This is a genomic window from Nocardiopsis sp. CNZ308 (assembly GCF_004217075.1).
Map to the genome: position 1 here is coordinate 2,151,501 of NZ_SHKJ01000001.1, position 22,821 is coordinate 2,174,321.

The following is a 22,821-nucleotide window of genomic DNA, read 5'->3' on the forward strand; positions in this document are numbered from 1 at the left end:
CTCCTCACTGCCTCTCGTGCGGGTCCCGTACCTGGAGTGCGGTCAGATGTTCATGACCGCGCTGTTGGCGCGGCTGAGGGTCTCCTGGGCGGTGGAGTCGTTGGTGGACAGCGTCTCGCGCACGAGCCGGATGATCTCGCGGACCTCGTTACCGGCGTTGTGCCACTTGAGCTCCTTGGCGCTGTACTCCTCGGACACGCCGGTGGCCTCGAACTCGGCCATGGCCTGGCTGACGTCGGTGTCGTGCTCGCCGATCAGGGTCTCGAGGCGGTTGGTGATCGACTGGATGTTGCCCTGGACCTCCTGGGAGGCACCGAGGTCGTAGGCGTTGTTGCTCATGGATGCTCCTTACCGGGGGGTCGGGGGGTCAGCGGAACTTGGCGGCGTCGAAGTTGGCCGAGCCCATGCTCTGGTTCGCGTCGTCGGCCATGGTCTGGTCACCGGTGACGAACGCGGTGTTCATGCCGGTCTGGCCCTCCTGGATGGAGCCGAGGCCCGCGCGCAGGTCCGCGGTGATGCCGTCGGCCCTGAGCTTGAAGGAGTCGAACGCGGCCTTGCCCGCGCCGTCGAACTTGCCGGACAGGGGCTCGGCGGCCTGGACGAGTTGCTGGATGAGGCTGCTCAGCTCGTCACCGGTGGTGCCGGTGCTCTGGGACAGGGTGGTCAGGGTGTTGTCGCCGATCTGCCAACGTGACAACTTTTCACCTGCTTTCCTCGGGGGTCCTCGCGAGGCTGTTCGCCTCCCGTGGGGGAGGACGCACGCGGAGTGCCCGTGGTTCGGAAGAAGATCCGCGACCGGGCAACGGACTGGATCCCCCCATAGGGGAGGATCTGCATCATACAAGTGGCCTCCGACGCAGGCCCAGGGACGATCCGCGCCCGAGTCCGCGACGCTGTTCAACGTCCTGAACCCGCTCACCGGGGACGCGGACGAGGTGTCGTCGGCGCTCTCCAGCGCCTCCGACGCGCTGATCGACTTCGCCGAGAAGGCGCGTGACATCGAGGACCGCTGGTACACGCTGCGCAGCGACTCCTACGCCTTCCTCCAGAGCATCGGCCGCGGACGGGACGAGGGCAGCGGCGTGCTCTGGTGGAAGGAGGAGAGCCCCAAGGCCGCCGAGCACAACCCCTGCTCGACCGGGCCGCCGCGCTCAAGCACGGACCCGACGCCTCCGCGCTTCGTGACTTCCAGTCCGACAACCGGTTCACAAACAGGAAGCACGTCAAAATCGCCCTTTCTGTCCGAATTGCACCTCCCTGATCCCGGAGGTGCGGAACCCCACCGCCGGGCGTAGGACAGAGGAGGCCCAAGGAATGGAAAGCGACATCGAATACGATGACTGAGCCAAAAAAGGTGGACAAGGTGTTCCACGAGCGGCTCCGTCCCCTGCCGAACCCGGAAACGCGTGGCCGAGCCACCCTTCCGGGCACGGCCCCGCGTGGAAGGACGACGATCCGTTCCCTGACGGAGAGACGTCTTCCGGGACCGCTGCCCCGGCCTCCGGAGGGTCCGCGGTTCACGCCGGGTCCGGCGGAACCGCCGTCCCCTCCGAAACCGGGCGGGGGCGCCCCGCCCGGGAAGACGCAGGATCCCGTGCCACGGCGCGCCGCTCCGCGGGGTGCCCCCACCCGCCCGGGAAGACGGGGCCCGGGGGCGAACCCCGCGGACGCCCCCGGGATCCCACCCTCCCAGTACCGCCCTCCCCCGGAGTGTTGAGGAGACCCCTTGAGCCACGACGCGGTCGCCCTTCTGTCCAGCCCTCCCGACCGGCGCGCCCTGACCAAGGCCCTGGTCGCCGCCGGACCCGACCTCCGGGTGCGGTTCGCGGCCGACGGCGCCGTGGTCGAACTGCTCGACTCCGGGGGCCGCCTGGTCGCCGCCATGCAGGCGGCCCAGCGCCTGGCCCTGTCCGCCGAGGCGGAACGGCTCCTGGCCGACGGCATGGTCGACGACCTGCCCGCCCAGCCCTACTGGGTGGAGGCGCGCGGCGCCGAAATCGCGGACACCGACACCGCCGGGGCCGTCGGCCGCTTCGTCCGCGACCTCGCGGACCGGCTCGGCGGCGTCGTGTGGGAGCCCGAGCCGCGGCTCTCCCGCGGCGACGCCTTCCTGGACGGCTCCACCGACCACCCCGCCGTCACCGCCCGAACCGACAGGGCCGTGGTCGTGGTGCAGGACCGCCCCCTGGTCCCCATGTCCCCCTGGCTCGTGGACACCGTCGCCGTCCACGGGCGCGAGGGCCTGCGCCTCCAGGTCGTCACCCCCTCCACCAGCCGCCTCACCCACGCACTGCACTCGGTGCTGGCCAACCCCACCGCCCGCTGGGTGGTCCAGGCCCCCGACGGCGCCTACTACGACGGGTTCTCCGGGGTGCCCCTGGTCTGGGACGAACGGGAGGCCTTCGTCCTGGACCGGAGCGCCCGGGCCGAGGACGGACCGCACGAGGCGTTCCGCGCCCGGGCGGAGGAGGCGGAGGGGACCGGCTCCCACCTGCTCGTCGAACTGAAGGCGGAGCACCCCGCCGACAACGGCCTGGTGCTGGGCGAGGCCGCCGAGCTGCTCGCCGAGCGCCTGGGCGGCCGCGCCCCCGCGCTCTGGGGCACCAGCGAACCCCTCCCCCAGGAGTGGAACCGGGCGGCGCTGACCCGGCTGTGCCGCGAACGCGCGCCCGGACAGACCTGGTTCGTGTTCACCGGACCTCCCGAGGGCGTGCGCGAGGAGGGCGTGCTCCCCTTCTGCGGCACCCAGCGGGTGATGCGCACCGCGCACGGGGTGCGTGAGAGCGTCTCGTTCGCGGTGGCCCGGCCCGCGGGCGAGGAGCACGACCTGGACGCGTTGTCGTCGGTGGTCCGCACACTCACCGAACGCGACGTGCTGCGGACCATGACGGTGCGGCGCGCGGCCGGGCGGCCGGACCTGACCCACGAGCCCCGCTGGCGCGGCCTCCCCCTGCCGGTCGGCCTGGCCGTGGGGGTGGAGGGCGTCTCCTCGATCGGCACCGACCGGGCGCTGTCCGCTCCGGTGCGCGGGGTGCCGTTCGGCCCGCCGCTCACGCCCTCGGTCTGGTACCGGGTCGGGGACGGCACCGAGCCGGACGGCTGGCAGCGCTTCCGCGAGCTCATGGACCACCTGCACCCCGACGGGGCCCGCGCGGGCTGACCTGCGGCCGCGGCCGGGCGCCGACCGGGGCCGCCCGTACGCGAAAAGCCCCTCCGACACCGTCTTCGATAGGATTTTTCCGCCCCCGCGCAGCCCCCGCGCCCTCGTCTTCCCATCCCTGCGCCGAGAGGAAAGCCGATGAGCCTTCGCGTCGTGCACCGGCCGACACGAACCGTCCATCCCACTCCGGTGCAGGAACCGCACGAGGTGGAGGCCCCGCCGACCCTGCCCGACGGCAACGCCCAGGGCAACCCGCTGATGACCATCCTGCCGATGGTCGGCATGCTGGCGTCGATGACCATCATGATGGTCATGCGCAACCCGGCCTTCATCGCGCTGGGCGGCGTCCTCCTCGTGGTGGCCCTCCTCGCCGCCGTGGTCATGCTCTTCTCCCGGCGCGGCCAGGTCGCCCGGCAGCGCCGCAACCAGCGCGAGCTGTACCTGCAGTACCTGGAGGAACTGCGCGAGGAGCTCACCGCCTGGGAGCAGGGCACCCGCGCCCACGCCCGGCTGCTCGACCCGCCGCCCGAGGCCCTGTACGACGTCATCCGCGACCCCACCCGGCTCTGGGAGCGCCGCCGCAGGCACCGCGACTTCCTGCGGGTGCGGGTGGGCACCGGCCTGACCGAGGGCCGCCCCCTGCGGCTCGCCGAGCAGGGCACCGCCCTCATGCCCACCGACCCGTTCATGCTCTCCGAGGCGCAGGCCGCCATCCGGCGGTTCGCCTCGGTCCCCGAGATGCCGCTGACCCTGCCCCTGGACATGGCCGGGAACGTCAGCGTGATCGGCGAGCGCGAGGACGTGATGCGCGTGGTGCGCGCCCTCGCCGCCCAGTTCGGCGCCTTCCACGCCCCCGAGGACGCCGGGTTGGCGGTGTCCTACCCCGCGGACAGGGCCGAGGACTGGTCCTGGCTGCCGTGGCTGCCCCAGGTCCTGGACCCGCAGCGCCGCGAGGGCGGCGCGGCCGTCCGCCTGATCGCCCCGGACCCGGTCAAGCTGGGGGGCCTGCTCGCGGACGAGCTGCGCTCGCGCACCGACTTCGCCTCCGAGGTCCGCCGGGGCATGGGCAAGCGCGAGGCGTACCGGATGCTGCGCAGGCTCCTGGTCGTCCACGACACCCACGGCGACGTGGCCGCCGAGCTGGTCCGGCCCGACCACGCCGTGGACCCCGTCGACCTGGGCGTGACCGTGCTGCACCTGGTGTCCCGCCAGATCGACGAGCCCAGCGACGTGAACGTGCGCGTCACGGTCACCGGCGACCAGGTCCGCGTCGAGGAGCTGCGCGGCGCCGACCCCGTGGTCACCACCGGCACCGTGGACGACGTCTCCGACGCCACCCTCACCGGTCTGGCCCGCATGCTGGCCCCGCTGCGCCTGTCCCCGGAGTCGATCGAGGAGACGGCCCAGGAGGGCGGCAGCGTCGACTTCCCCGCGATGATGGGCGTCCAGGACCCCGGTTCCATGGACGTGCCGCGCCTGTGGGCGCCGCGCAGCGAGCGGGCGTTCCTGCGCGTGCCCATCGGTGTGGACGACATGGGCCAGCCCGTGGTGCTGGACCTCAAGGAGTCCGCGCAGCTGGGCATGGGACCGCACGGCCTGTGCGTGGGCGCCACCGGTTCGGGCAAGAGCGAGATGCTGCGCACCCTCGTGCTGGCGCTGGCCGCCTCGCACCCGCCCGAGCGGGTGAGCATGGTCCTGGTCGACTACAAGGGCGGCGCCACGTTCGCCCCGTTCGAGGACATGCCGCACGTGGCCGGGGTGATCACCAACCTGGAGGACGACGCCGCGCTGATCGAGCGCGTGTACGCGAGCCTGTCCGGCGAGGTGCAGCGCCGTCAGCAGGTGCTGCGCGACGCCGGGAACGTGTCCAACATCGGCGACTACACCTACAAGCGCGAGCACGACCCGAGCCTGCCGCCGCTGCCGCACCTGCTGGTGATCATCGACGAGTTCGGCGAGCTGCTCACCGCACGCCCCGACTTCATCGAGCTGTTCCTGTCCATCGGCCGCATCGGGCGCAGCATCGGCGTGCACCTGCTGCTGTCCAGCCAGCGCATCGAGGGCGGCAAGCTGCGCGGCCTGGACACCTACCTGTCCTACCGGCTGGGCCTGCGCACCTTCTCCGAGGAGGAGAGCCGCACCGTCCTCAACACCCCCGACGCCTTCCACCTGCCCTCCCTGCCCGGGTTCGGCTACCTGAAGGTGGACACCAGCGTCTACCAGCGCTTCAAGGCGGGGTACGTCTCCGGCGCCTACCGCGGCCCGGTGGCGGAGGAGGAGCCCGCCGAGGGCGCCCCGTCGGTGCGCCGCTACACCGCCTACAACGCCGACGCGGCGCCGGCGGAGGCCGCGGCCTCCGGGTCCTCCGGCGAGGACGTGCCCATGCCCTCCCGCACGGTGGGCCCGACCCTGCTGGACGTGATGGTCGGCCAGTTCGGCAGGCACGGCGAGCGGACCCGGGAGATCTGGCTGCCGCCCCTGCCGTCCGCGACCACGCTGGACGCGGTGGCGGGCGAGCCGGAGGAGAGCGACCGCGGGCTGCGGCTGCCCGGCGAGCACGAGGCGATGCGCGTGCCGCTCGGCCTGCTGGACGACGCCACCAAGCAGTGGCAGGGCGTGTGGAAGCTCGACCTGACCGCGTCCGGCGGCCACGCCGCGATCATCGGCGGCCCGCAGAGCGGCAAGACCACCCTGCTGCGCACGCTGGTGCTGTCGCTGGCGCTCACGCACACCCCCGCCCAGGCGGCCGTGTACTGCCTGGACCTCATGGGCGGCGGCATGCAGTCCCTGGCGGCGCTGCCGCACGTGGGCGGCGTGGCGGTGCGCACCGACGCCGAGCGGGTGCGCCGCACGGTGGAGGAGGTCCAGGGCATGCTCGAACACCGCCAGACGGTGTTCCGCGAGCGCGGGATCGACTCGGTCGCCCAGCTGCGCCGGATGCACGCGCGCGGTGAGGTCCCCGAGCTGGCCAGCGCCGACGTGGTGTTCGTCGTGGACGGTTTCGGCGCGCTGCGCAAGGACTTCGAGGACATCGACCCGATCGTGACCGAACTGCTCCAGCGCGGCGGCGGGTTCGGCGTCCACGTGGTGGCCGGGATGCTGCGCTGGAACGACGTGCGCATCGCCGCCCAGTCCAACTTCGGGCAGAAGGTGGAGCTGCACCTCAACGACGCCTCGGACTCCACGATCGACCGCAAGCTCTCGGAGACGATCAGCGCCAGGACCCCCGGTCGGGTGCTGACCGACGGCGAGCTGTTCGGCCAGGCGGCGCTGCCCCGGTTCGACGGGGTGGCCGACGACGACAACCTGGGCGAGGTCGTGGAGAAGGCCGTGCGCGCGGTGGACCGGGCCTGGCGGGGCACGCGTGCGCCCCAGGTGCGGATCCTGCCGCACCGGCTGTCCGCCCGGACCCTGCCCACGGCGGAGTCCGAACCCAAGGCGGTGCCGATCGGCGTGGACGAGCGCGCCCTGGAACCGGTGCTGCTCGACCTGTTCGAGCGTGACCAGAACCTGCTCGTCATGGGCGACGGGGAGTGCGGCAAGACCAACCTGCTGCGGCTGGTCGCCGAGGGCCTCGTGGCGCGCTACTCCTCCGACGAGGTGGTGTTCGCGGTGATGGACCCGCGCCGGACCCTGCGGGGCGTGGTGCCCGAGGAGTACATGGGCGGGTACGCGAGCAACCCCCGCGTGTGCGCGGGGCTGGCGGGCGGCGTGGCCAAGGAGGTCGAGGGCCGCCTGCCCGAGGACGGGGACGTGGACTCCCTGGAACCGGGCTCGTTCAAGGGCCCGCGCATCGTGGTGCTCGCCGACGACTACGACGTGCTCACCACGGCGGGCCAGAAGCCGCTGGCGCCGTTCGTCCCGTTCGTGCCCAACGGCCGCGACATCGGCCTGCACTTCGTGGTGGCGCGCCGGGTGGCCGGTGCGGGGCGCGGGATGTACGACCCGCTGGTGCAGGCCATGCGCGAGATCGGCACGAGCGCCCTGGTGATGTCCGGCGACCGGAGCGAGGGCCAGATCCTGCCCCGGGTCTACGCGGCCAGCCAGCCCCCCGGGCGCGGCAAGTGGGTGACCCGCGGCGGTTCGTCGCGGCTGGTGCAGACCGCGCTGCGCGAGCCGCACGAGGAGCGGCCGTGAGGGCACCGGCCGCTGTCGGGGGACGGGAGTAGAGTGCGGGTGCGCTTCGGAGGACCGCGGACAGCCGGTGTCCGCCCGAACCGCGCCCGTGTCCACGGCATCGGACAGGACACGCGCCACGGTCCCCCGCTCCGTGGCGCCCCGACGCCCCCCCGAAAGCACCTGACGACATTCGGCAGGAGAACCATGCAGCCCCCGCGTCAGCCCGCCGGTGGACAGCCGGAGCACGGCTCCCCGTACGCGGGGTACGACGTCCAGCCCGCCTACCAGGCCCCCTACGCCCCGTCCGGGTACCAGGCCCCGCCCGCGCCCGCGTATGCGGCGCCGCAGCAGCCCTCCATGTACCCCCCGCCCCACCAGACGCCTTACGCGCACGGGCATCAGGGCTACTACCCACCGCCGCAGAACTGGCTTCCGCCGGCCCTCGCCGACCCGGGGCACTGGAACCCGCGCAACCCCGAGGTCGGCCGCGCCGAGATGGGGGTGCGGTTCGCGGCCCGGCTTCTCGACACCATCGCCTTCGGTGCCCTCTGGTTCGTCATGATGCTGCTGGGGACCTTCGTCAGCACGGCGATAGGCGGCGGTGACATGGAGGGCGGCCCCGGAGAGACCGCCTTCATGGTGGCCTACATCTTCAACTTCTTCCTGTTGCCCATCGTGTTGGAGTGGCTCCAGGTCCGCCTGTGGGGACGGTCGGTCGGCAAGATGCTCCTGGGCCTGTGGGTGGTGCGGTCCGACGGCAGCGGAAGGGTCGGAGCCGGTCGCGCGCTCGTCCGGGCGCTGCTCTACGCGCCCGGGCACACCAACCTGGTCAACTGGCTCCTGCCCTGGTCGATCACCAACGTCCTGTGGCCCCTGCGTGACAAGAGGACCCGCAAGTGCCTCCACGACAAGGCGGCGGGCACGGTGGTCGTCCAGGTCTGCCGCTAGGTTCCGTCCGGACCGCACGCTCACGCGAGGACCGGGGCCGGAGCGGGACGCGGTGTACCCCGCCGCGCGCACGCACTGCGTGGTGCCGCGGCTCCGGAAGGAGCAGCAGGGCGAACGGCCCGAAAACGCCCTTGGACCCGGTCTTGCCCGCTGGTACCTTCGCTCGATGACGCGATTCGCGGGATCCCTCATCGGCGCGGGTTTCGGCCTCGCCTTCGTCCTGGCCAACTCCGGGCCGCCGCTCGATCCCACCGTCGCCCTCGTGCTGCGGGTGTTCGCGGTCGCGGCGCTCGTCGGGGTGGTCGTGCTGGCGGTGGTCACGGGCCGCGGGTCCGGTCCCGCCTCGGAGCCCGGGCCCGGCCCCGAGGGGCCGCGGATGCGGTTCGACGCCTTCTACGGCGTGGTCGTGCTGCTGGAGGCGGTCCTGCTCTTCGGCGGCATCCAGGTGCTGCGCGCCCTGGACGCGCCCGTGCAGGCCAACGTCGCCTGGATCGCCCTCGCCGTCGGTCTGCACTTCCTCCCGCTGGCCCGGCACTGGCGGACCCGCTCGCTCCTGGCCGTCGCCGTCTACATGTCGGTGCTCGGCGCCGCGGGACTGGCGATGGCCCTCACCGGGCACCCCGACTGGGTGCCCCTCGTCAGCGGCGTGGTCACCGGGCTGGGCATGCTGACCGGGCTCCTGGTCGGCCTGCTGGTCCCCCTCGTGACCGAGCGCGGGTCCGGCTCGGCCGCCGCCGACACCGCGCCGACCCCCTCGCCGTAGACGCGGGGCCGACGCCCCCGCGCCCGGTGCTACCCCGCCTCGGACCCGTCCAGCCCGAAGAACGGCAAACACGGCTCCAGGCCCGTCACGGTGACCGGCACCGTGCGGTGCTCCGCCCAGTCCGACCTGGTCAGCCGGTAGTGGTTCTTCACCACCCGCTCCCCCCTGACCTCGATCAGGTCGAACCCGTTCCCGCGGTACCCCAGGCGTTCGCAGACCCTCTCCGAGGCGGTGTTGTCCTCGAACACCGACGACACCGCCGCCACGGCGCCCAGCCCCTCGAAGGCCAGGTGCAGCACGGCGGCGCGCATCTCGGTGCCGATCCCCCTGCCCTGGTGGGCCCTTCCGAGCCACGACCCTGTGCTCACCTGGCGCGTGACCGCGAAGTCGCGCGCCCGCATGTCCTGGACGCCCACCACGGCGCCCTCGTGGACCACGGCGAGGTTGAGTCCCCAGTCCCGCGGCTTCCAGGAGGCGAGGGTCCCCAGGTTGTGCTGCACGACCCCGAGGGCGAGCTCGTTCGGCGGCTGGTCGGTCCACGGTACGACGAAGGGCATGGTGTCCGGGTCGTGGACGCCCTCCACCGCGACCTCGGCCAGCTGGCCGAGGTCGTCGAGGGACGGGAGCCGCAGTTCGAGGCGGGGTGTGGTCAGCCGCAGGCCCAGAGGCGGGAAGTGGTCGGTGATCATGCGCCGATTCTCCGCAGCCCGACCTGCGGTGTCACCCGGTTTTCCCGGCGCCGCGCCGTGCCCGGCCCGCCACCGTACGCCCTGCTCATGACACCGCCCGGGAGGCGCCGGCCGCCCCGGGGGCCGAAGCACCGACCAGCCCGGGCGAAGCGGCGTCTCAGGAGCCGCCGCGCAGCTCCACCAGCAGCGCGGCCAGGGCCTCGGACGCCTCCTCCGGGGCCGCCTCGCGCACACTCCAACCGCGCAGCCGCGCCAGGCGGGCCGCGTGGCGCAGGCCCGGGTCGGTGAGCAGGTAGCCGCACGGCGCGTCCGGCCAGTCGGGAACCGTCGGCAGCGGCTCGGTCCGGTAGCCGGCGGGCTCCCCGGGAGGGATCGCCGTGTCCGGGAGCGCGCCCTCGGGGCTCTGCGTCCTCGCGACGTCCGCGCGGGTGGGGCTGCCCGGCTGGGGCAGGAACGCGTCGACCAGCACGTAGCCGAACACCGGCCGGTGCGCCGCCCGCTGGGCCGCGCCCACGGCGCCCAGCAGCGGTCCGGCACCGCCCTCGGCGACGAGCGCGGTCGGCGCGTCGGGCGCGACCAGGCGGTTGACCTCCAGGCTGGCGCGGGCGACGTAGCGGGCCGCGTGCGGCGGGTGCTCGTCGCCGCCCACCTCGGGGCGGACGGCGGTGATGCCGTACCCGGCCAGCCGGTCGGCCAGGCCGGGCAGCCGCGTGGGTTCGCCGAGGGTCGGGGGGAGCAGGACGGCGATCACGCGGAGGTGCCTCCCCGGGTCTCGTCGCGCACCCACTCCAGGTAGGCGGGGCTGCCGCCGGTGACGGGCACGGCGACGACCTCGGGAACGTCGTAGGGGTGGACCTCGCCGATGTGCGCGGTGAGCTCGTCCAGCCGGTCGGCGGCGGTCTTGACCACCACCGTCCACTCCTCGTCGGCCTGGACCCGACCCTCCCAGCGGTAGAAGCTGGTGATGGGTCCGCCCACCTGCGCACAGGCCACCAGCCGGTGCTCGACCACCGACCGCGCCAGCCGTTCGGCGCCCTCCCTGCTGTCGACGGTGGTCTCCACCCGGACCGTGTCCCCGGACTGCGGCATGGCCGTCCCTCCCACCGGGGGCGATGCGGTGCGCCCGCGTCCCGTCCGGTGTTCTAGGCTCACTGATCATGAGCGAACGTGATGAACTCCTGCGTCAGATCAACGATAAGGCGGTCGTGCGCGGCAAGGTGACCCTGTCCTCGGGCATGGAGGCCGACTACTACGTCGACCTGCGCCGGGTGACCCTGGACGGGAAGGCCGCACCGCTGGTCGGCTCGGTCATGTTGGACAACGTCGCGGACCTGGAGTTCGACGCGGTCGGCGGCCTGACGCTGGGCGCGGACCCGGTGGCCACCGCGATGCTGCACGCCGCGCACGCGCGCGGGCGCACGCTGGACGCCTTCGTGGTGCGCAAGGCGGGCAAGGCGCACGGCCTCCAGAAGCGGATCGAGGGGGCCGACGTGCGCGGGCGGCGCGTGCTCGCCCTGGAGGACACCTCCACCACCGGCGGCTCGGTGCTGACGGCCGTGGAGGCGCTGCGCGAGGCGGGCGCCGAGGTGGTGGCGGTCGCGCTGATCCTGGACCGGGGCGCGCGCGAGCGGGTGACCGAGGAGGGTCTGGAGTACCGGGCGGTGTACGGGGTCTCCGACCTGGACGTCTAGCAGGTGCGGCCACGGGGCGCCTCGGGGCGTTCCGGCGGCCGTGCCCGGGGGCGGGTGCGCCGCTGGGGATCGGTGTCCCGGGCGGTCTCAGCCGTCCTGCGGGTCGATCGTGAAGCTGAAGCCGGGTTCGCGGTCGGAGATGTCGCGCTCGTCGCCGTCGACGAAGACCTCGACGGCGGCGGGGTCGCCGATGGTGACCTCCAGGCCCTCGGCGGCGGTCGCGTAGTTGACCGACTGGCCCTGGCTCATGTTCTGGTCCATCAGCACGTCGCCGCCGGGGATGCGGACGAAGACGTCGCTGGACTCGCCGACGACGCGGACGTACAGGACGCCCATGTTGCTCGGCTCCGTGCTCTCGCCCGCCGTCTCCGAGGCGTTGGCGCTCACGCTGGTGCCGGGGAGGGAGCGGTACAGGAAGAAACCGCCCAGGGCCAGGAGCGTCACCAGGAGCACGACGGCTCCGACGATGGCCATCACCTGGCCAACGCCGCGAGGATCATTCCTATGCCTTCCCACGGCGTTGAATGTAGCGCGTATCACGGCAAAAAGCGACAGCAGTCGCCTGGAAGGCCCCCGCCTCCCATAATTCCGTCACAACGGGGATGAAGGGGTCACTCTCCGTCGTCCCGGGCGCGCGGAGTCCGGGCGCCGACCCCCGCCAGCTGCGGCTACACCGACAACCCCGGGCAATTTGGTCTAGACCTTTTCAAGGGCTCCGGGTATTCGGGATACTTGGGTGACACCTGGTGGACACGCACGGACGCACGGCCCGAGGGCCGCCGCCCCCCGACGTCCGTCTCCACCGGGGCAACGCACGTGGGGTGCCGTCGGCGTGATACCGGCGGCCGCTCGCTCCAGGCCGAATCCAGGGAGAGTCAAGCATGCCCATCGCCAGCCCCGAGGTCTACACCGAGATGCTGAGCCGCGCGAAGTCCGAGGGCTTCGCCTACCCGGCCATCAACGTGACCTCCAGCCAGACGCTGCACGCCGCCCTGCGCGGCTTCGCCGAGGCCGAAAGCGACGGCATCGTCCAGATTTCCACCGGTGGCGCGGAGTTCCTGTCCGGCGCCACGGTCAAGGACATGGTCACCGGCTCGGTCGCCTTCGCCGAGTTCGCCCGCGTCGTGGCCGAGAAGTACTCGGTGAACATCGCCCTCCACACCGACCACTGCCCCAAGAACAAGCTCGACGGCTTCGTCCGCCCGCTGCTGGAGATCTCCAAGGAGCGCGTGGCCAAGGGCCAGGAGCCGCTGTTCCAGTCCCACATGTGGGACGGCTCGGCGGTCGAGCTGGAGGAGAACCTCCAGATCGCCGAGGAGCTGCTGGCCGCCTCGAAGGCCGCCCGGACGATCCTGGAGATCGAGGTGGGCGTCGTCGGCGGCGAGGAGGACGGCATCGTCGGCGAGATCAACGAGAAGCTCTACACCACCCCGAACGACGCCCTGCGCACCGCCGAGGTGCTGGGCCTGGGCGAGAAGGGCTACTACCTGACGGCCCTGACCTTCGGCAACGTGCACGGCTCCTACAAGCCGGGCTTCGTCAAGCTGCGCCCGGAGGTGCTCAAGAAGGCCCAGGAGGCCGTGGCCGAGAAGTACGGCCGGGCCAAGGCGTTCGACTTCGTCTTCCACGGCGGCTCCGGCTCCACCATGGAGGAGATCCACGAGGCCATCGAGTACGGCGTGGTGAAGATGAACGTCGACACCGACACGCAGTACGCCTACACCCGCCCCGTGGTCGACCACATCATGAAGAACTACGACGGTGTGCTGAAGATCGACGGCGAGATCGGCGACAAGAAGGCCTACGACCCCCGCGCCTACGGCAAGGCGGCCGAGGCCGGCATGGCCGCCCGCGTGGTGGAGGCCGCCCAGCACCTGAAGTCCGCGGGCAACAAGATGAAGTAGTCGCGGCCCGCCACCGGTTCGGTGGTCCGCGCGCGGTGCCCGGCGGCCGAGGCCGCCGGGCACCGCGTTTTCCGGGGCCCGTGCGCGGGGCCGGACACCGCGCTCCCCGGGAGAGCGCGTTCTCCCGACCTCCCTCGCTTCGCACAGCGAACCACCCCGAAATACCCGAAAAAGCGTTTTCCAGTTATCCGCATTCCCGTTTCGCGAAGGGGCGCTCGGGAATCATCCTGAACGCGCACAACCCCCTCCCAGCGGAATGAGGAAAAGCGAAGGACGGAAACAGCGCCGCCCGAGTCATCGCGGCCGGAGTGCTGGCCGCGGGAACCGTACTCGTCGGGGCTCGCACGGCCGCAGCGGCGTAGGCGGGGAGCGGGGTCGCGGCGGCCCCGTCCTCGTCGGCGTGCGTGCTCGGCGCCAGCGCGCCCACCACATCCGGGAACTCCGTCCACGGCCCCGGTTCGCGCACCGGATGCCGCGGCACGGTGACCCCCGCCGTCCAGGTCCGCGCCCCCGTCTGGCCCGACAAGGGGGCGGCCGGGGCCGGGCGCGGCGGTTTCGGAAACGGCGGTCCGCGCGCCGGCGGGACCCGCGACGGCAATGGCGCCTATTCCACCGGAGCCCGCGGTTCCAGCGGCGACGAACCATCCTCCGGCCGGGTCGTTCGATGCTGACCGGAACACGCGGATCCCGCGCTTCCCGGCGCGGTGTCCGTGCACGGTGCGGCCCCGGGGCGCACGCGGTGACGCGGGGTGGCACGCCGCGCGTCCACCGGCGCGCGGAGGCGGCGGAACGGCGGGAGCGCCGCGGAGGTGACGCGGGACCCTCCGGCGGACCCGGCCGTCCGGTGGCAGGATGGGGCCATGAACCTGCACCAGAACCTGCTCAACGAGCCGCCCGAGACGCGCCTGGCCGACAACCCCGAGGCCCGCGAGGCCCTCGCCTCCGCCGACGACCCCACACCGGTCGCCGGGCGCTTCCCGGAGTACTCGGCCGCGTGGGCGCGGCTGGCCGAGCTGGCCCTGGCCGACGGCCAGCCGGTGACCGCCTACGCCTACGCCCGGACCGGCTACCACCGGGGCCTGGACCAGCTGCGCCGCTCGGGGTGGAAGGGCCACGGCCCGATCCCCTGGGAGCACGAGCCCAACCAGGGCTTCCTGCGGGCGCTGCACGCCCTGGGCAGGGCTTCGGCGGAGATCGGCGACACCGACGAGGCCGAGCGCTGCGCCACCTTCCTGCGCGAGTCCAGCGCCGAGGCCGACAAGGCGCTCAACGGCTGACACGCCCGTCTGCCGGTCGTCGGGCCGTCCGGGATCCGGACGGCCCGTCCACCGTCTGGGAGATCCTGGGGCCGACGGGGCCCGTGTGTCGCACGTGCCCCAGTGCCCCACTTAACCCGGATGCCCTGGTCGTGTACCCTCAATACGCAACGGCCCCTGTCGCAGCCTTGCGCCAGGGGTTTTCCGTGTTCGGGGCCGGAAAGCCCCGGGTCAGGTGTCGAGCGAAGAGGTAGAGACCAATGCCGGCGATCACGCTCGTGGGTGCCCAGTGGGGCGACGAGGGCAAGGGCAAGGCGACCGACCTTGTCGGCGACCGCGTGGACTACGTGGTGCGCTACCAGGGCGGGAACAACGCCGGGCACACCGTGGTCATCGGCGACCAGAAGTACGCCCTGCACCTGCTGCCCTCGGGCATCCTGTCCCCGAACGTGGTGCCGGTCATCGCCAACGGCGTCGTCATCGACCCGGGCGTGCTGCTGGAGGAGCTGCGCGGCCTCAACGAGCGCGGCGTGGACACGTCCCGCCTGCTCATCTCGGCGAACGCGCACCTGATCATGCCCTACCACCGGGCGCTGGACAAGGTCAGCGAGCGCTTCCTCGGCAAGGGCAAGATCGGCACCACCGGGCGCGGCATCGGCCCGACCTACGCCGACAAGGTCTCCCGCCAGGGCGTGCGCGTCCAGGACATGTTCGACCCCAAGATCCTGCGCAAGAAGATCGAGCTGGCCCTGCACGACAAGAACCAGCTTCTCACCAAGGTGTACAACCGGCGCGGCCTGGAGGCCGAGCCGATCATCGAGGAGTACCTGGGCTACGCCGAGCAGCTGCGCCCCTACGTCGCCGACACCTCCCTGATCCTCAACAAGGCGCTCGACGAGGGCAAGACGGTGTACCTGGAGGGCTCGCAGGGCACCCTGCTGGACATCGACCACGGCACCTACCCGTTCGTGACGTCCTCCTCCCCCACCTCGGGCGGCGCGGCGGCCGGGTCCGGCATCGGCCCCACCCGCATCACCAAGGTCGTGGGCATCCTCAAGGCCTACACCACCCGCGTGGGCTCGGGTCCCTTCCCCACCGAGCTGCTCGACGAGCAGGGCGAGTGGCTGCGCACCCAGGGCGGCGAGTACGGCGTCACCACCGGCCGCAACCGCCGCTGCGGCTGGTTCGACGCGCCCATCGCGCGCTACGCCACGCGGATCAACGGCGTCACGGACTTCTTCCTCACCAAGCTCGACGTGCTCACCGGCCTGGAGCGCATCCCCGTGTGCGTGGCCTACGAGGTCGACGGGGTCCGCCACGACGAGATCCCGATGACCCAGACCGACTTCCACCACGCGAAGCCCGTCTACGAGTACCTCGACGGCTGGTCCGAGGACATCACCGGTGTCCGGACGTTCGACGAACTTCCCAAGAACGCGCAGGCCTACGTGCGTACCCTTGAGGAGATGGCGGGGGCCCCGATCTCCGCCATCGGTGTCGGACCCGGCCGCGACGAGACGCTCCAGCTGCGCTCCCTGGTCTGACCCCCCGTCTGTCCGCCTTCAACACGAAGAGGCCCCCAGTAGTGAAAGCCCTCGTTCTCGGCGGCGGAGGCCGCGAGCACGCTCTGGTCCGCGCCCTGTCCCTGGACCCGGGTGTCACCAGCATCCACAGCGCCCCGGGCAACCCCGGCATATCGGAGCTGGCCGAGAACCACGTGCTCAACGTGACCGACGGCCTGGCCGTCACCGAGCTGGCCGCGCGCATCCGCGCCGAGCTGGTCGTCATCGGACCGGAGGCCCCGCTGGTCTCCGGTGTGGCGGACGCCCTGCGCGACCGGGGCATCCCGGTGTTCGGCCCCGACCAGGAGGCCGCCCGCCTGGAGGGCTCCAAGGCCTTCGCCAAGGAGGTCATGGAGGCCGCCGGGGTGCCCACCGCCAAGGCGCGGGTGTGCAGGACCGCCAGCCAGGTGTCCGAGGCGCTCGACGAGTTCGGCACGCCCTACGTGGTCAAGAACGACGGCCTGGCCGCGGGCAAGGGCGTCGTGGTGACCGAGGACCGCGCCCTCGCCGAGCAGCACGCCCGGGAGTGCGGCCGCGTGGTCATCGAGGAGTTCCTCGACGGCCCCGAGGTGTCCCTCTTCGTGCTGAGCGACGGGCTGCACGCCCTGCCGCTGCTGCCCGCCCAGGACTTCAAGCGCGCCTACGACGGCGACCAGGGCCCCAACACGGGCGGCATGGGCGCGTACGCGCCGCTGCCGTGGGCCCCGGCGGGTCTGGTGGACGAGGTCATGGAGTCGGTCGTGCGGCCGACCCTGGTGGAGATGAACCGGCGCGGCAAGCGCTACCAGGGCCTGCTGTACGTGGGACTGGCGCTCACGTCGCGGGGTCCGCGCGTGGTGGAGTTCAACGCCCGGTTCGGCGACCCGGAGACCCAGGTGGTCCTGGACCGGCTGGCCACCCCGATCGGCGCCGTCCTCCAGGCCACCGACACCGGCGGCCTGGGGAGCATCGGCTCCCTCCAGTGGAAGTCGGGCGCCGCGGTCACCGTGGTGGTCGCCGCCGAGAACTACCCGGGCGACCCGGTCAAGGGCGACGTCATCGGCGGCCTGGACCAGGCCAACGCGCTGGAGGGCGCGTACGTGCTGCACGCGGGCACCGACTGGGGTGGCTCGGGCGGCGTCAAGTCGAGCGGAGGCCGGGTGCTCAACGTGGTCGGCACCGGGATCGACCTGCGCCAGGCGCGCGAGCGGGCCTACGAGGCCGTGGCGCGCATCGAGCTGCGCGGCTCGTTCCACCGCACCGACATCGCCGAGCGCGCCGCGGCCGAACTGTAGCGGGGTGCGGGCACGCCTGCGGGCGGGCGTGCCCAGGGCATCCCGATGGGGAGGGGGTTCGAGGCCCCCTTTCCAAGTCCATCACGGACCGGGGCACGTTCCACAGCCCCTTCCCGAACCTGTGGACAACCCGCCCGGCGCCGCTCGGCCGCCGGTGCGTAGGAGAGGGGAAGCCATGAGCGGTTTCGTCGTCAGGCCCGAACCCGTCCGGGTCGAGGGGCTCACCCACCTGCACACCGGCAAGGTGCGCGAACTGTACGCCGCGGCCGACGGGTCGCTGGTGATGGTCGCCAGCGACCGCGTGTCGGCCTACGACTGGGTGCTGCCCACCGAGATCCCCGGCAAGGGGCGGCTGCTCACCCAGCTGTCCCTGTGGTGGTTCGATCAGTTGGGCGGCCTGGTGCCCAACCACGTCGTGTCCGACGTCCTTCCGGAGGGAGCCCCCGCCGACTGGGCGGGGAGGACCCTGGTGTGCCGCAGGCTGGACATGGTGCCGGTGGAGTGCGTGGCGCGCGGCTACCTGACCGGTTCCGGCCTGGAGGAGTACCGGGCGGACGGCACCGTGTGCGGGATCGCGCTGCCCGACGGGCTGGTCGACGGCTCCGAGCTGCCCGAGCCGATCTTCACCCCGGCGACCAAGGCCGAGGTGGGCGACCACGACGAGAACGTCTCCTTCGAGGCCGTCGCCGCCGCGCACGGGGCCGGGCTCGCCGCCGAGCTGCGCGACCTCACCCTGCGCGTGTACGGGCGCGGCCGGGAGCTGGCGCGGGAGCGCGGCATCATCCTCGCCGACACCAAGTTCGAGTACGGGCGCGACGCGTCGGGGGAGCTGGTGCTGGCCGACGAGGTGTTCACCCCCGACTCCTCCCGCTACTGGCCCGCCGACACGTGGGCGCCGGGCGGGCCGCAGACCTCCTTCGACAAGCAGGTCCTGCGGGACTGGCTGCGCTCGCCGGAGTCCGGGTGGGGCCGCGCCTCGGAGACGCCGCCGCCGGAACTGCCCGAACACGTGGTGCAGCGCACTCTTGACCGTTACGTGGAGATCTACGAGCGTCTGACCGGGACGAAGCCCGCTCTGTGAGGCACCGCGCTGGAGTGATTCGACGCACGCGACCGCCGATTCGCGTCCAGGAGCACGTATGGTGGTGACGTTGTGCGGGTCACCGGAGGCGGGCGAACAACCATACGCACGGCATCCCCGGTCTTTCCCGTTGGCGGAATACCTCTTTGGCCGTTTGGCGGGACTCCATCCCCCGATCTGCGGGTATACCACGTCCTGGACCGGTACATGCGAACGGGTGCTATAGAGTTCTCGCGAACACCGGTTCACTGGCCGCGCAGGTCACACGCATGATGTCGCAACGTTCCAGGGGAAACCCGCGTCTCATACGCACACAGGCGAAGCCCGACGAGGGTGACCTTTTTTCCACATCTGCCTCACAAAGGAGCACATGAGCATGGGCCAGGAGGTTCGTTACCGCGTCCGCGGCGGACGCCCCCTCAGTGGAACGGCGTTCATCCAAGGCGCGAAGAACGCCGTCCTGCCGATGATCGGGGCCGCCCTCCTCGCGGCCAGGGGCCGTACGGTGCTGCGGAATGTTCCGGTCATTGAGGACGTCTACCGAGCTCTGGAGCTCGCCGAGCACGTGGGTGCCAAGGTCGAGTTCCACGAGGCCGAGCGCACCGTCGTCATCGACGCGTCCAACCTCAACGACCCCGAGCGGGCCGTCCTGCCCGCCGAGATCGCGGCCCGTTTCCGCGGCTCCGTGCTCTTCGTTCCGGCGCTGATGCACCGCACCGGCCGCGCCCGCATCGAGGGCGTCGGCGGATGCAACCTGGGCAGCCGCAACCTGGACTTCCACTACCGGGGCTTCGCGCGCCTGGGCGCCGAGGTCACCGAGGACCCCGAGCGCAACCACATCAACGTCGAGGCCAGCAACCTCCGCGGCGGCCGCCTGTACCTGGACACTCCGTCCCACACGGGCACCGAGAACCTCATCATGGCCGCGGTCCTGGCCCCGGGCACCACCGTGATCGAGCACGCGGCCCTGGAGCCCGAGGTCATCGACGTCATCGACTTCCTGAGCGCCATGGGCGCCAAGATCAGCGGCGGCGGCACGGGCTTCATCACCGTCGAGGGTGTCAAGGAACTCACCGCGGTCGAGCACACCATCATGTCCGACCGCATCGACGCGGGCGTGTTCGCGATGACCGTCGCCGCCACCGGCGGTGAGGCCAGCCTCGTGGGCGCCCAGCTGGACCACCTGGGCGTGGCCCGCTGGAAGATGGAGCAGATGGGCGTGGGCTTCTCCCAGGAGGGCGCCGTCCTGCACGTCCACCGGGACCCGTCGGTGCCGCTGCGGCCGATCAACGCCGTGACCTCGCCGTTCCCGGGCTTCGCCACCGACCTCCAGTCCCCGCTGATGGCCCTGGCCACCCTGGCCGAGGGTGAGAGCTACATCCACGAGGCCATCTACGACGGCCGGTTCGCCCTGGCCGACGAGCTCACCAAGATGGGCGCCAAGATCGAGGTGGAGGGCACCCGCGCGATCGTGCACGGCACCACCAACCTGCGCGGCACCGAGGTCATCGCCCACGACCTGCGCACCGGCGCGGCCCTGGTCCTCGCCGGACTGGTCGCCGAAGGTGAGACAATCGTGGCGCCCGGCTATCTGGTGGACCGCGGTCACGCTCAGTTCGCGACCCGGCTCGCTGCGCTAGGCGCTGACGTGGAGCGCGTCGTCGTCTCGTAGGGAGCCGAAAGCGCAGTTCAAGCCGGGGTGGGAGCCCGTCTCCCACCCGGGCTTTCGGCGTTGATATGGAAAACGATCTTCTTTGGCCCCGCACAATGGGTACGATCTCGGCAATCATGCCGTGACAGAGATCGGGTCGGGAAACCAGTGGGCGCACATAGTGAAGAGCGTGGAATGGTAGCGGGGAGCAACCCGAGGTGAGTGCCCAGCGTACTGGCGATTTGACGATCGGCGTCATAGGACCCCATGAGGTGGTCGAACGGGTCATGCTCATGGGTCCGGGGTCCACGGGACCCCTCAACGCCAGACTCATCGCCGCCGCGTACCGAGATGAGCAAGAGGCGACGGACAAGGTCGTCAGGCTGGGTTCGGCGATCGACGCGTACCTGTTCGCCAGCCCTGTCCCCTACGAGTTCGCGCGCAAGGCCGGTGTGCTGACGATGCCCGCCACCTTCGTGCCTCTCGGCGGGGCGAGCCTGCACGAGGCCCTGCTCCGGGCGACCCTGGACGAGCGCTACGACCCGACCAGAGCCAGTCTGGACGTGCTCAGCCGCGCCGACGTGGTGGAGGCCTACTCCGAGGTCGACCTGCCCGTGGACGGGATCCACGTGCACGAGGAGCTCACCAACACCGCGCAGCTCACGTCCTTCCACGAGGGGCTGTGGCGCCGCAAGGCCACCAAGATGGCCATCACCTGCGTGCGCGGGGTCGCCGAGCGCCTGGAGGCCATCGGCGTGCCGGTGGTCCGGCTGCGGCCCACCAACGCGGGCGTGCGCAGCGCCCTGCAGACCGCCGGTCTGCTGGGGGCGCACCACCGCCTGGAGGAGGCCCAGCTGGGCGTCGTGGTGGTGGACGTGCCCACCCTGCGGGACTCGACGCGGCGTTCGACGCCCCGGTACTGGCGGGAGGAGCTGCGGCTGTCGCTGCACCGTCTGCTGCTCCAGGAGGCCCACCGAATCAACGCCACTGCGCACCGGTTGGACGACCATTCGTTCATGGTGACGGCGACTCGCGGGTCGCTCGTGACCGCGACCGAGGGTTTCCGGCAGCCGCCGTTCGTGGAGCGGATCAAGGCGGAGCTGGGGATCGCGATCGAGGTCGGCATCGGCATGGGGCGGACCACCCAGGACGCCGAGGCCCACGCCCGGGCCGCGCTGAACCGCGCCCAGGCGTCGCGGCAGAGCTTCGCGGTGGACCGCGAGGGCCGTTCCCTGGTGCCCGCCCAGCGCGCACCCGCGCGGCAGTCCTCCGAACCGCTGCGGACCAAGGGACGCGAGACGCTGATTCGGCTCTCGGAGAAGATCGCCGAGGAGGACGGACCGCTGGTGGTCGACGCGGAGAACGCCGGGCGGATGCTCGGCGTCACCTCCCGGACCGCGCGTCGGCTGCTGCGGACCCTCGTGGAGGAGGGGCTGGCGTGGCCGCTGCCGCCCAACCGGACCCTCCAGCCGGGCCGCCCCCGCCAGCTGTACCGGCTGATCGTGGAGAAGCTCGACAAGGACGCCGCGGGCAAGTAGCCGTCGGCCTGCGCGGAGCCGCACGAGCGCCTGTGAGAGGCGTGGAAGCGCCGGACGGGGGCGCTCCCGACCAGGGGGCGCCCCCGTCCGTGTGCGCGGCTGTGTGGCCGTGTGAGCCGTGTGTGAGCGTGCGCGGGTCGGCGGGCGGCGGTTCGGCGTGAGCGGGGCGGCCGGTTCGGCGTCCCCTGGAGGCCGCTCCAGCGTCCGTGGGCGAGCGGGTCCGAGCGGCGAAGGTCGGCTGGGCATGCGCGGGTCTGTGCGCGCCAGCCGTGAGACCGGTTCGGCGTTGCGCGGGTCGGCATGGGTGAGTAGCGGAGGCCGGTTCGGCGTGCGCGGGGCGAGCGGCGGGGATCGGGCGGGCGGTGGTGCGCGGTTGTCCACAGGCTGTGGAAGCCGGTTGTCCGCAGGAGGGGCGCGCTGGGATCCTGGAACACGGGGGCGACGCACGGCGGCCACGGCGGACCGCAGCGCCCCCGAATCCAGGCTGCCCCCACCCCGCCTGTCTCCACCAGCCACCGTCCACAGGCTGTGGATAATTCCGGTGACCCGCGACCGCCCGCCTGACAGGCTTGCGCGCATGGACGACCACGACGGCGGCGGCAGCGCTCCCGACAGCGGCAGCGGTAACGGCAGCGGCGACACCGAGACCGGACGCGAACGCCTCCTCCTCATCGGCGGCGGCTCGGGCACCGGCAAGACCACGGTCGGCTGGGAGGTCTCCGTCATCCTCCAGCGGCGCGGAATCGCCCACTGCGTCCTGGAGGGCGACTACATGGACCAGGTGCACCCGGCCCCGCCCGGCGACCCCCACCGGGGCGGGATCACCGAACGCAACGTCGCGGCGGTCTGGGCCAACTACGCGGCGCTCGGCCACCACCGCCTCGTCTACACCAACACCGTCAGCGTGCTGGAGGAGGACATGCTCCGCCGCGCCATGGGCGGCGGGGACATCGGGGTGACCCGGATCCTGCTCACCGCGAGCGAGGCCACCGTGCGCGCACGCCTGGCGGTGCGCGAGACCGGCTCACAGCTGCTCCCCCACGTCGAACGCAGTCTGAGGGCGGCCGTGCGCCTGGACGCCGAGGCGCCTGCGGGGACCGTGCGCGTGGCGACGGACGGCCGCACCGTCGAGGAGGTCGCCGCCCGGGTCGTGGCCGCCACCGGCTAGTGAACCCCCGGCCCGCG

At 72.2% G+C, this 22,821-nt stretch carries 20 protein-coding genes; 14 read left to right on the forward strand and 6 right to left on the reverse strand.

The annotated features are described in order from the left end of the window. Positions 1 to 42: 42 nt before the first annotated feature. On the reverse strand, positions 43 to 339 hold the full coding sequence (locus tag EV372_RS09300) for a pore-forming ESAT-6 family protein (RefSeq protein ID WP_013155612.1): 297 nt from the start codon (positions 337 to 339) through the stop codon (positions 43 to 45). 28 nt (positions 340 to 367) lie between these two features. Further along, a complete protein-coding gene (locus EV372_RS09305; RefSeq protein ID WP_130395681.1) occupies positions 368 to 697 on the reverse strand; it encodes a hypothetical protein in 330 nt (109 codons plus the stop codon). A gap of 238 nt (positions 698 to 935) precedes the next feature. On the opposite strand from EV372_RS09305, the gene EV372_RS09310 reads away from it, so the two are divergent. The 5 genes from EV372_RS09310 (at position 936) to EV372_RS09330 (ending at position 8,990) form a co-directional block, all read left to right on the forward strand. Further along, positions 936 to 1,295 (forward strand): hypothetical protein, encoded by a 360-nt coding sequence (locus EV372_RS09310; RefSeq protein WP_130395682.1) that lies wholly within the window; start codon positions 936 to 938, stop codon positions 1,293 to 1,295. Between the two features lie 431 nt (positions 1,296 to 1,726). Beyond that, complete coding sequence (locus tag EV372_RS09315; protein WP_130395683.1) at positions 1,727 to 3,160, forward strand: DUF6177 family protein; 1,434 nt, start codon at positions 1,727 to 1,729, stop codon at positions 3,158 to 3,160. A gap of 138 nt (positions 3,161 to 3,298) precedes the next feature. Continuing rightward, positions 3,299 to 7,297 (forward strand): type VII secretion protein EccCa, encoded by a 3,999-nt coding sequence (eccCa, locus tag EV372_RS09320; protein ID WP_130395684.1) that lies wholly within the window; start codon positions 3,299 to 3,301, stop codon positions 7,295 to 7,297. A 186-nt stretch (positions 7,298 to 7,483) separates the two neighbouring features. After that, positions 7,484 to 8,227, forward strand: a complete 744-nt coding sequence (locus tag EV372_RS09325) for an RDD family protein (protein ID WP_130395685.1) — start codon at positions 7,484 to 7,486, stop codon at positions 8,225 to 8,227. A 166-nt stretch (positions 8,228 to 8,393) separates the two neighbouring features. After that, positions 8,394 to 8,990, forward strand: coding sequence for a hypothetical protein (locus EV372_RS09330; protein ID WP_130395686.1), 597 nt, complete (start codon positions 8,394 to 8,396; stop codon positions 8,988 to 8,990). A 29-nt stretch (positions 8,991 to 9,019) separates the two neighbouring features. Here the strand turns inward: EV372_RS09330 and EV372_RS09335 are convergent, their stop codons facing one another. The 3 genes from EV372_RS09335 to cutA all read right to left on the reverse strand — a co-directional run bounded on the left by EV372_RS09335 (position 9,020) and on the right by cutA (position 10,768). After that, positions 9,020 to 9,679 carry a GNAT family N-acetyltransferase gene (locus EV372_RS09335; RefSeq protein WP_130395687.1) on the reverse strand — a complete coding sequence of 220 codons (660 nt, stop codon included), beginning with the start codon at positions 9,677 to 9,679 and terminating at the stop codon, positions 9,020 to 9,022. 157 nt (positions 9,680 to 9,836) lie between these two features. Beyond that, entirely contained in the window at positions 9,837 to 10,430 is a 594-nt protein-coding gene (locus EV372_RS09340) for a hypothetical protein (protein WP_130395688.1), read from the reverse strand. Next, positions 10,427 to 10,768, reverse strand: coding sequence for a divalent-cation tolerance protein CutA (gene cutA, locus EV372_RS09345; protein ID WP_130395689.1), 342 nt, complete (start codon positions 10,766 to 10,768; stop codon positions 10,427 to 10,429). The genes EV372_RS09340 and cutA overlap by 4 nt, the downstream gene beginning before the upstream one ends. Positions 10,769 to 10,836: 68 nt before the next feature. Between cutA and pyrE the strand changes: the two genes are divergently transcribed. Next, positions 10,837 to 11,370 carry an orotate phosphoribosyltransferase gene (pyrE, locus tag EV372_RS09350; RefSeq protein WP_013155624.1) on the forward strand — a complete coding sequence of 178 codons (534 nt, stop codon included), beginning with the start codon at positions 10,837 to 10,839 and terminating at the stop codon, positions 11,368 to 11,370. Positions 11,371 to 11,457: 87 nt separating this feature from the next. On the opposite strand, the gene EV372_RS09355 is transcribed toward pyrE, so the two are convergent. After that, on the reverse strand, positions 11,458 to 11,844 hold the full coding sequence (locus EV372_RS09355; RefSeq protein ID WP_130395690.1) for a RodZ domain-containing protein: 387 nt from the start codon (positions 11,842 to 11,844) through the stop codon (positions 11,458 to 11,460). Positions 11,845 to 12,251: 407 nt separating this feature from the next. Here EV372_RS09355 and fbaA point away from each other — a divergent pair, with 407 nt between their 5' ends. From fbaA to EV372_RS09395, 8 genes are all read left to right on the forward strand, one after another. Continuing rightward, positions 12,252 to 13,274: a class II fructose-bisphosphate aldolase gene (gene fbaA / locus EV372_RS09360; RefSeq protein WP_130395691.1), complete on the forward strand. Its 1,023-nt coding sequence runs from the start codon at positions 12,252 to 12,254 to the stop codon at positions 13,272 to 13,274. 860 nt (positions 13,275 to 14,134) lie between these two features. After that, positions 14,135 to 14,551 carry a DUF3151 domain-containing protein gene (locus EV372_RS09365; protein ID WP_013155627.1) on the forward strand — a complete coding sequence of 139 codons (417 nt, stop codon included), beginning with the start codon at positions 14,135 to 14,137 and terminating at the stop codon, positions 14,549 to 14,551. A 239-nt stretch (positions 14,552 to 14,790) separates the two neighbouring features. After that, positions 14,791 to 16,074: an adenylosuccinate synthase gene (locus tag EV372_RS09370; RefSeq protein ID WP_013155628.1), complete on the forward strand. Its 1,284-nt coding sequence runs from the start codon at positions 14,791 to 14,793 to the stop codon at positions 16,072 to 16,074. A gap of 41 nt (positions 16,075 to 16,115) precedes the next feature. After that, complete coding sequence (gene purD, locus EV372_RS09375) at positions 16,116 to 17,366, forward strand: phosphoribosylamine--glycine ligase (protein ID WP_130395692.1); 1,251 nt, start codon at positions 16,116 to 16,118, stop codon at positions 17,364 to 17,366. A gap of 175 nt (positions 17,367 to 17,541) precedes the next feature. Then, a complete protein-coding gene (locus EV372_RS09380; protein ID WP_130395693.1) occupies positions 17,542 to 18,447 on the forward strand; it encodes a phosphoribosylaminoimidazolesuccinocarboxamide synthase in 906 nt (301 codons plus the stop codon). Positions 18,448 to 18,823: 376 nt separating this feature from the next. Continuing rightward, the gene (gene murA, locus EV372_RS09385) at positions 18,824 to 20,119 is read left to right on the forward strand and encodes a UDP-N-acetylglucosamine 1-carboxyvinyltransferase (RefSeq protein WP_130398840.1); all 1,296 of its coding nucleotides are present in this window, start codon (positions 18,824 to 18,826) and stop codon (positions 20,117 to 20,119) included. Positions 20,120 to 20,370: 251 nt separating this feature from the next. After that, a complete protein-coding gene (locus EV372_RS09390; RefSeq protein ID WP_013155632.1) occupies positions 20,371 to 21,636 on the forward strand; it encodes a hypothetical protein in 1,266 nt (421 codons plus the stop codon). A gap of 577 nt (positions 21,637 to 22,213) precedes the next feature. Beyond that, the gene (locus EV372_RS09395; RefSeq protein WP_130395694.1) at positions 22,214 to 22,804 is read left to right on the forward strand and encodes a hypothetical protein; all 591 of its coding nucleotides are present in this window, start codon (positions 22,214 to 22,216) and stop codon (positions 22,802 to 22,804) included. The last annotated feature ends 17 nt before the right edge of the window (positions 22,805 to 22,821 follow it).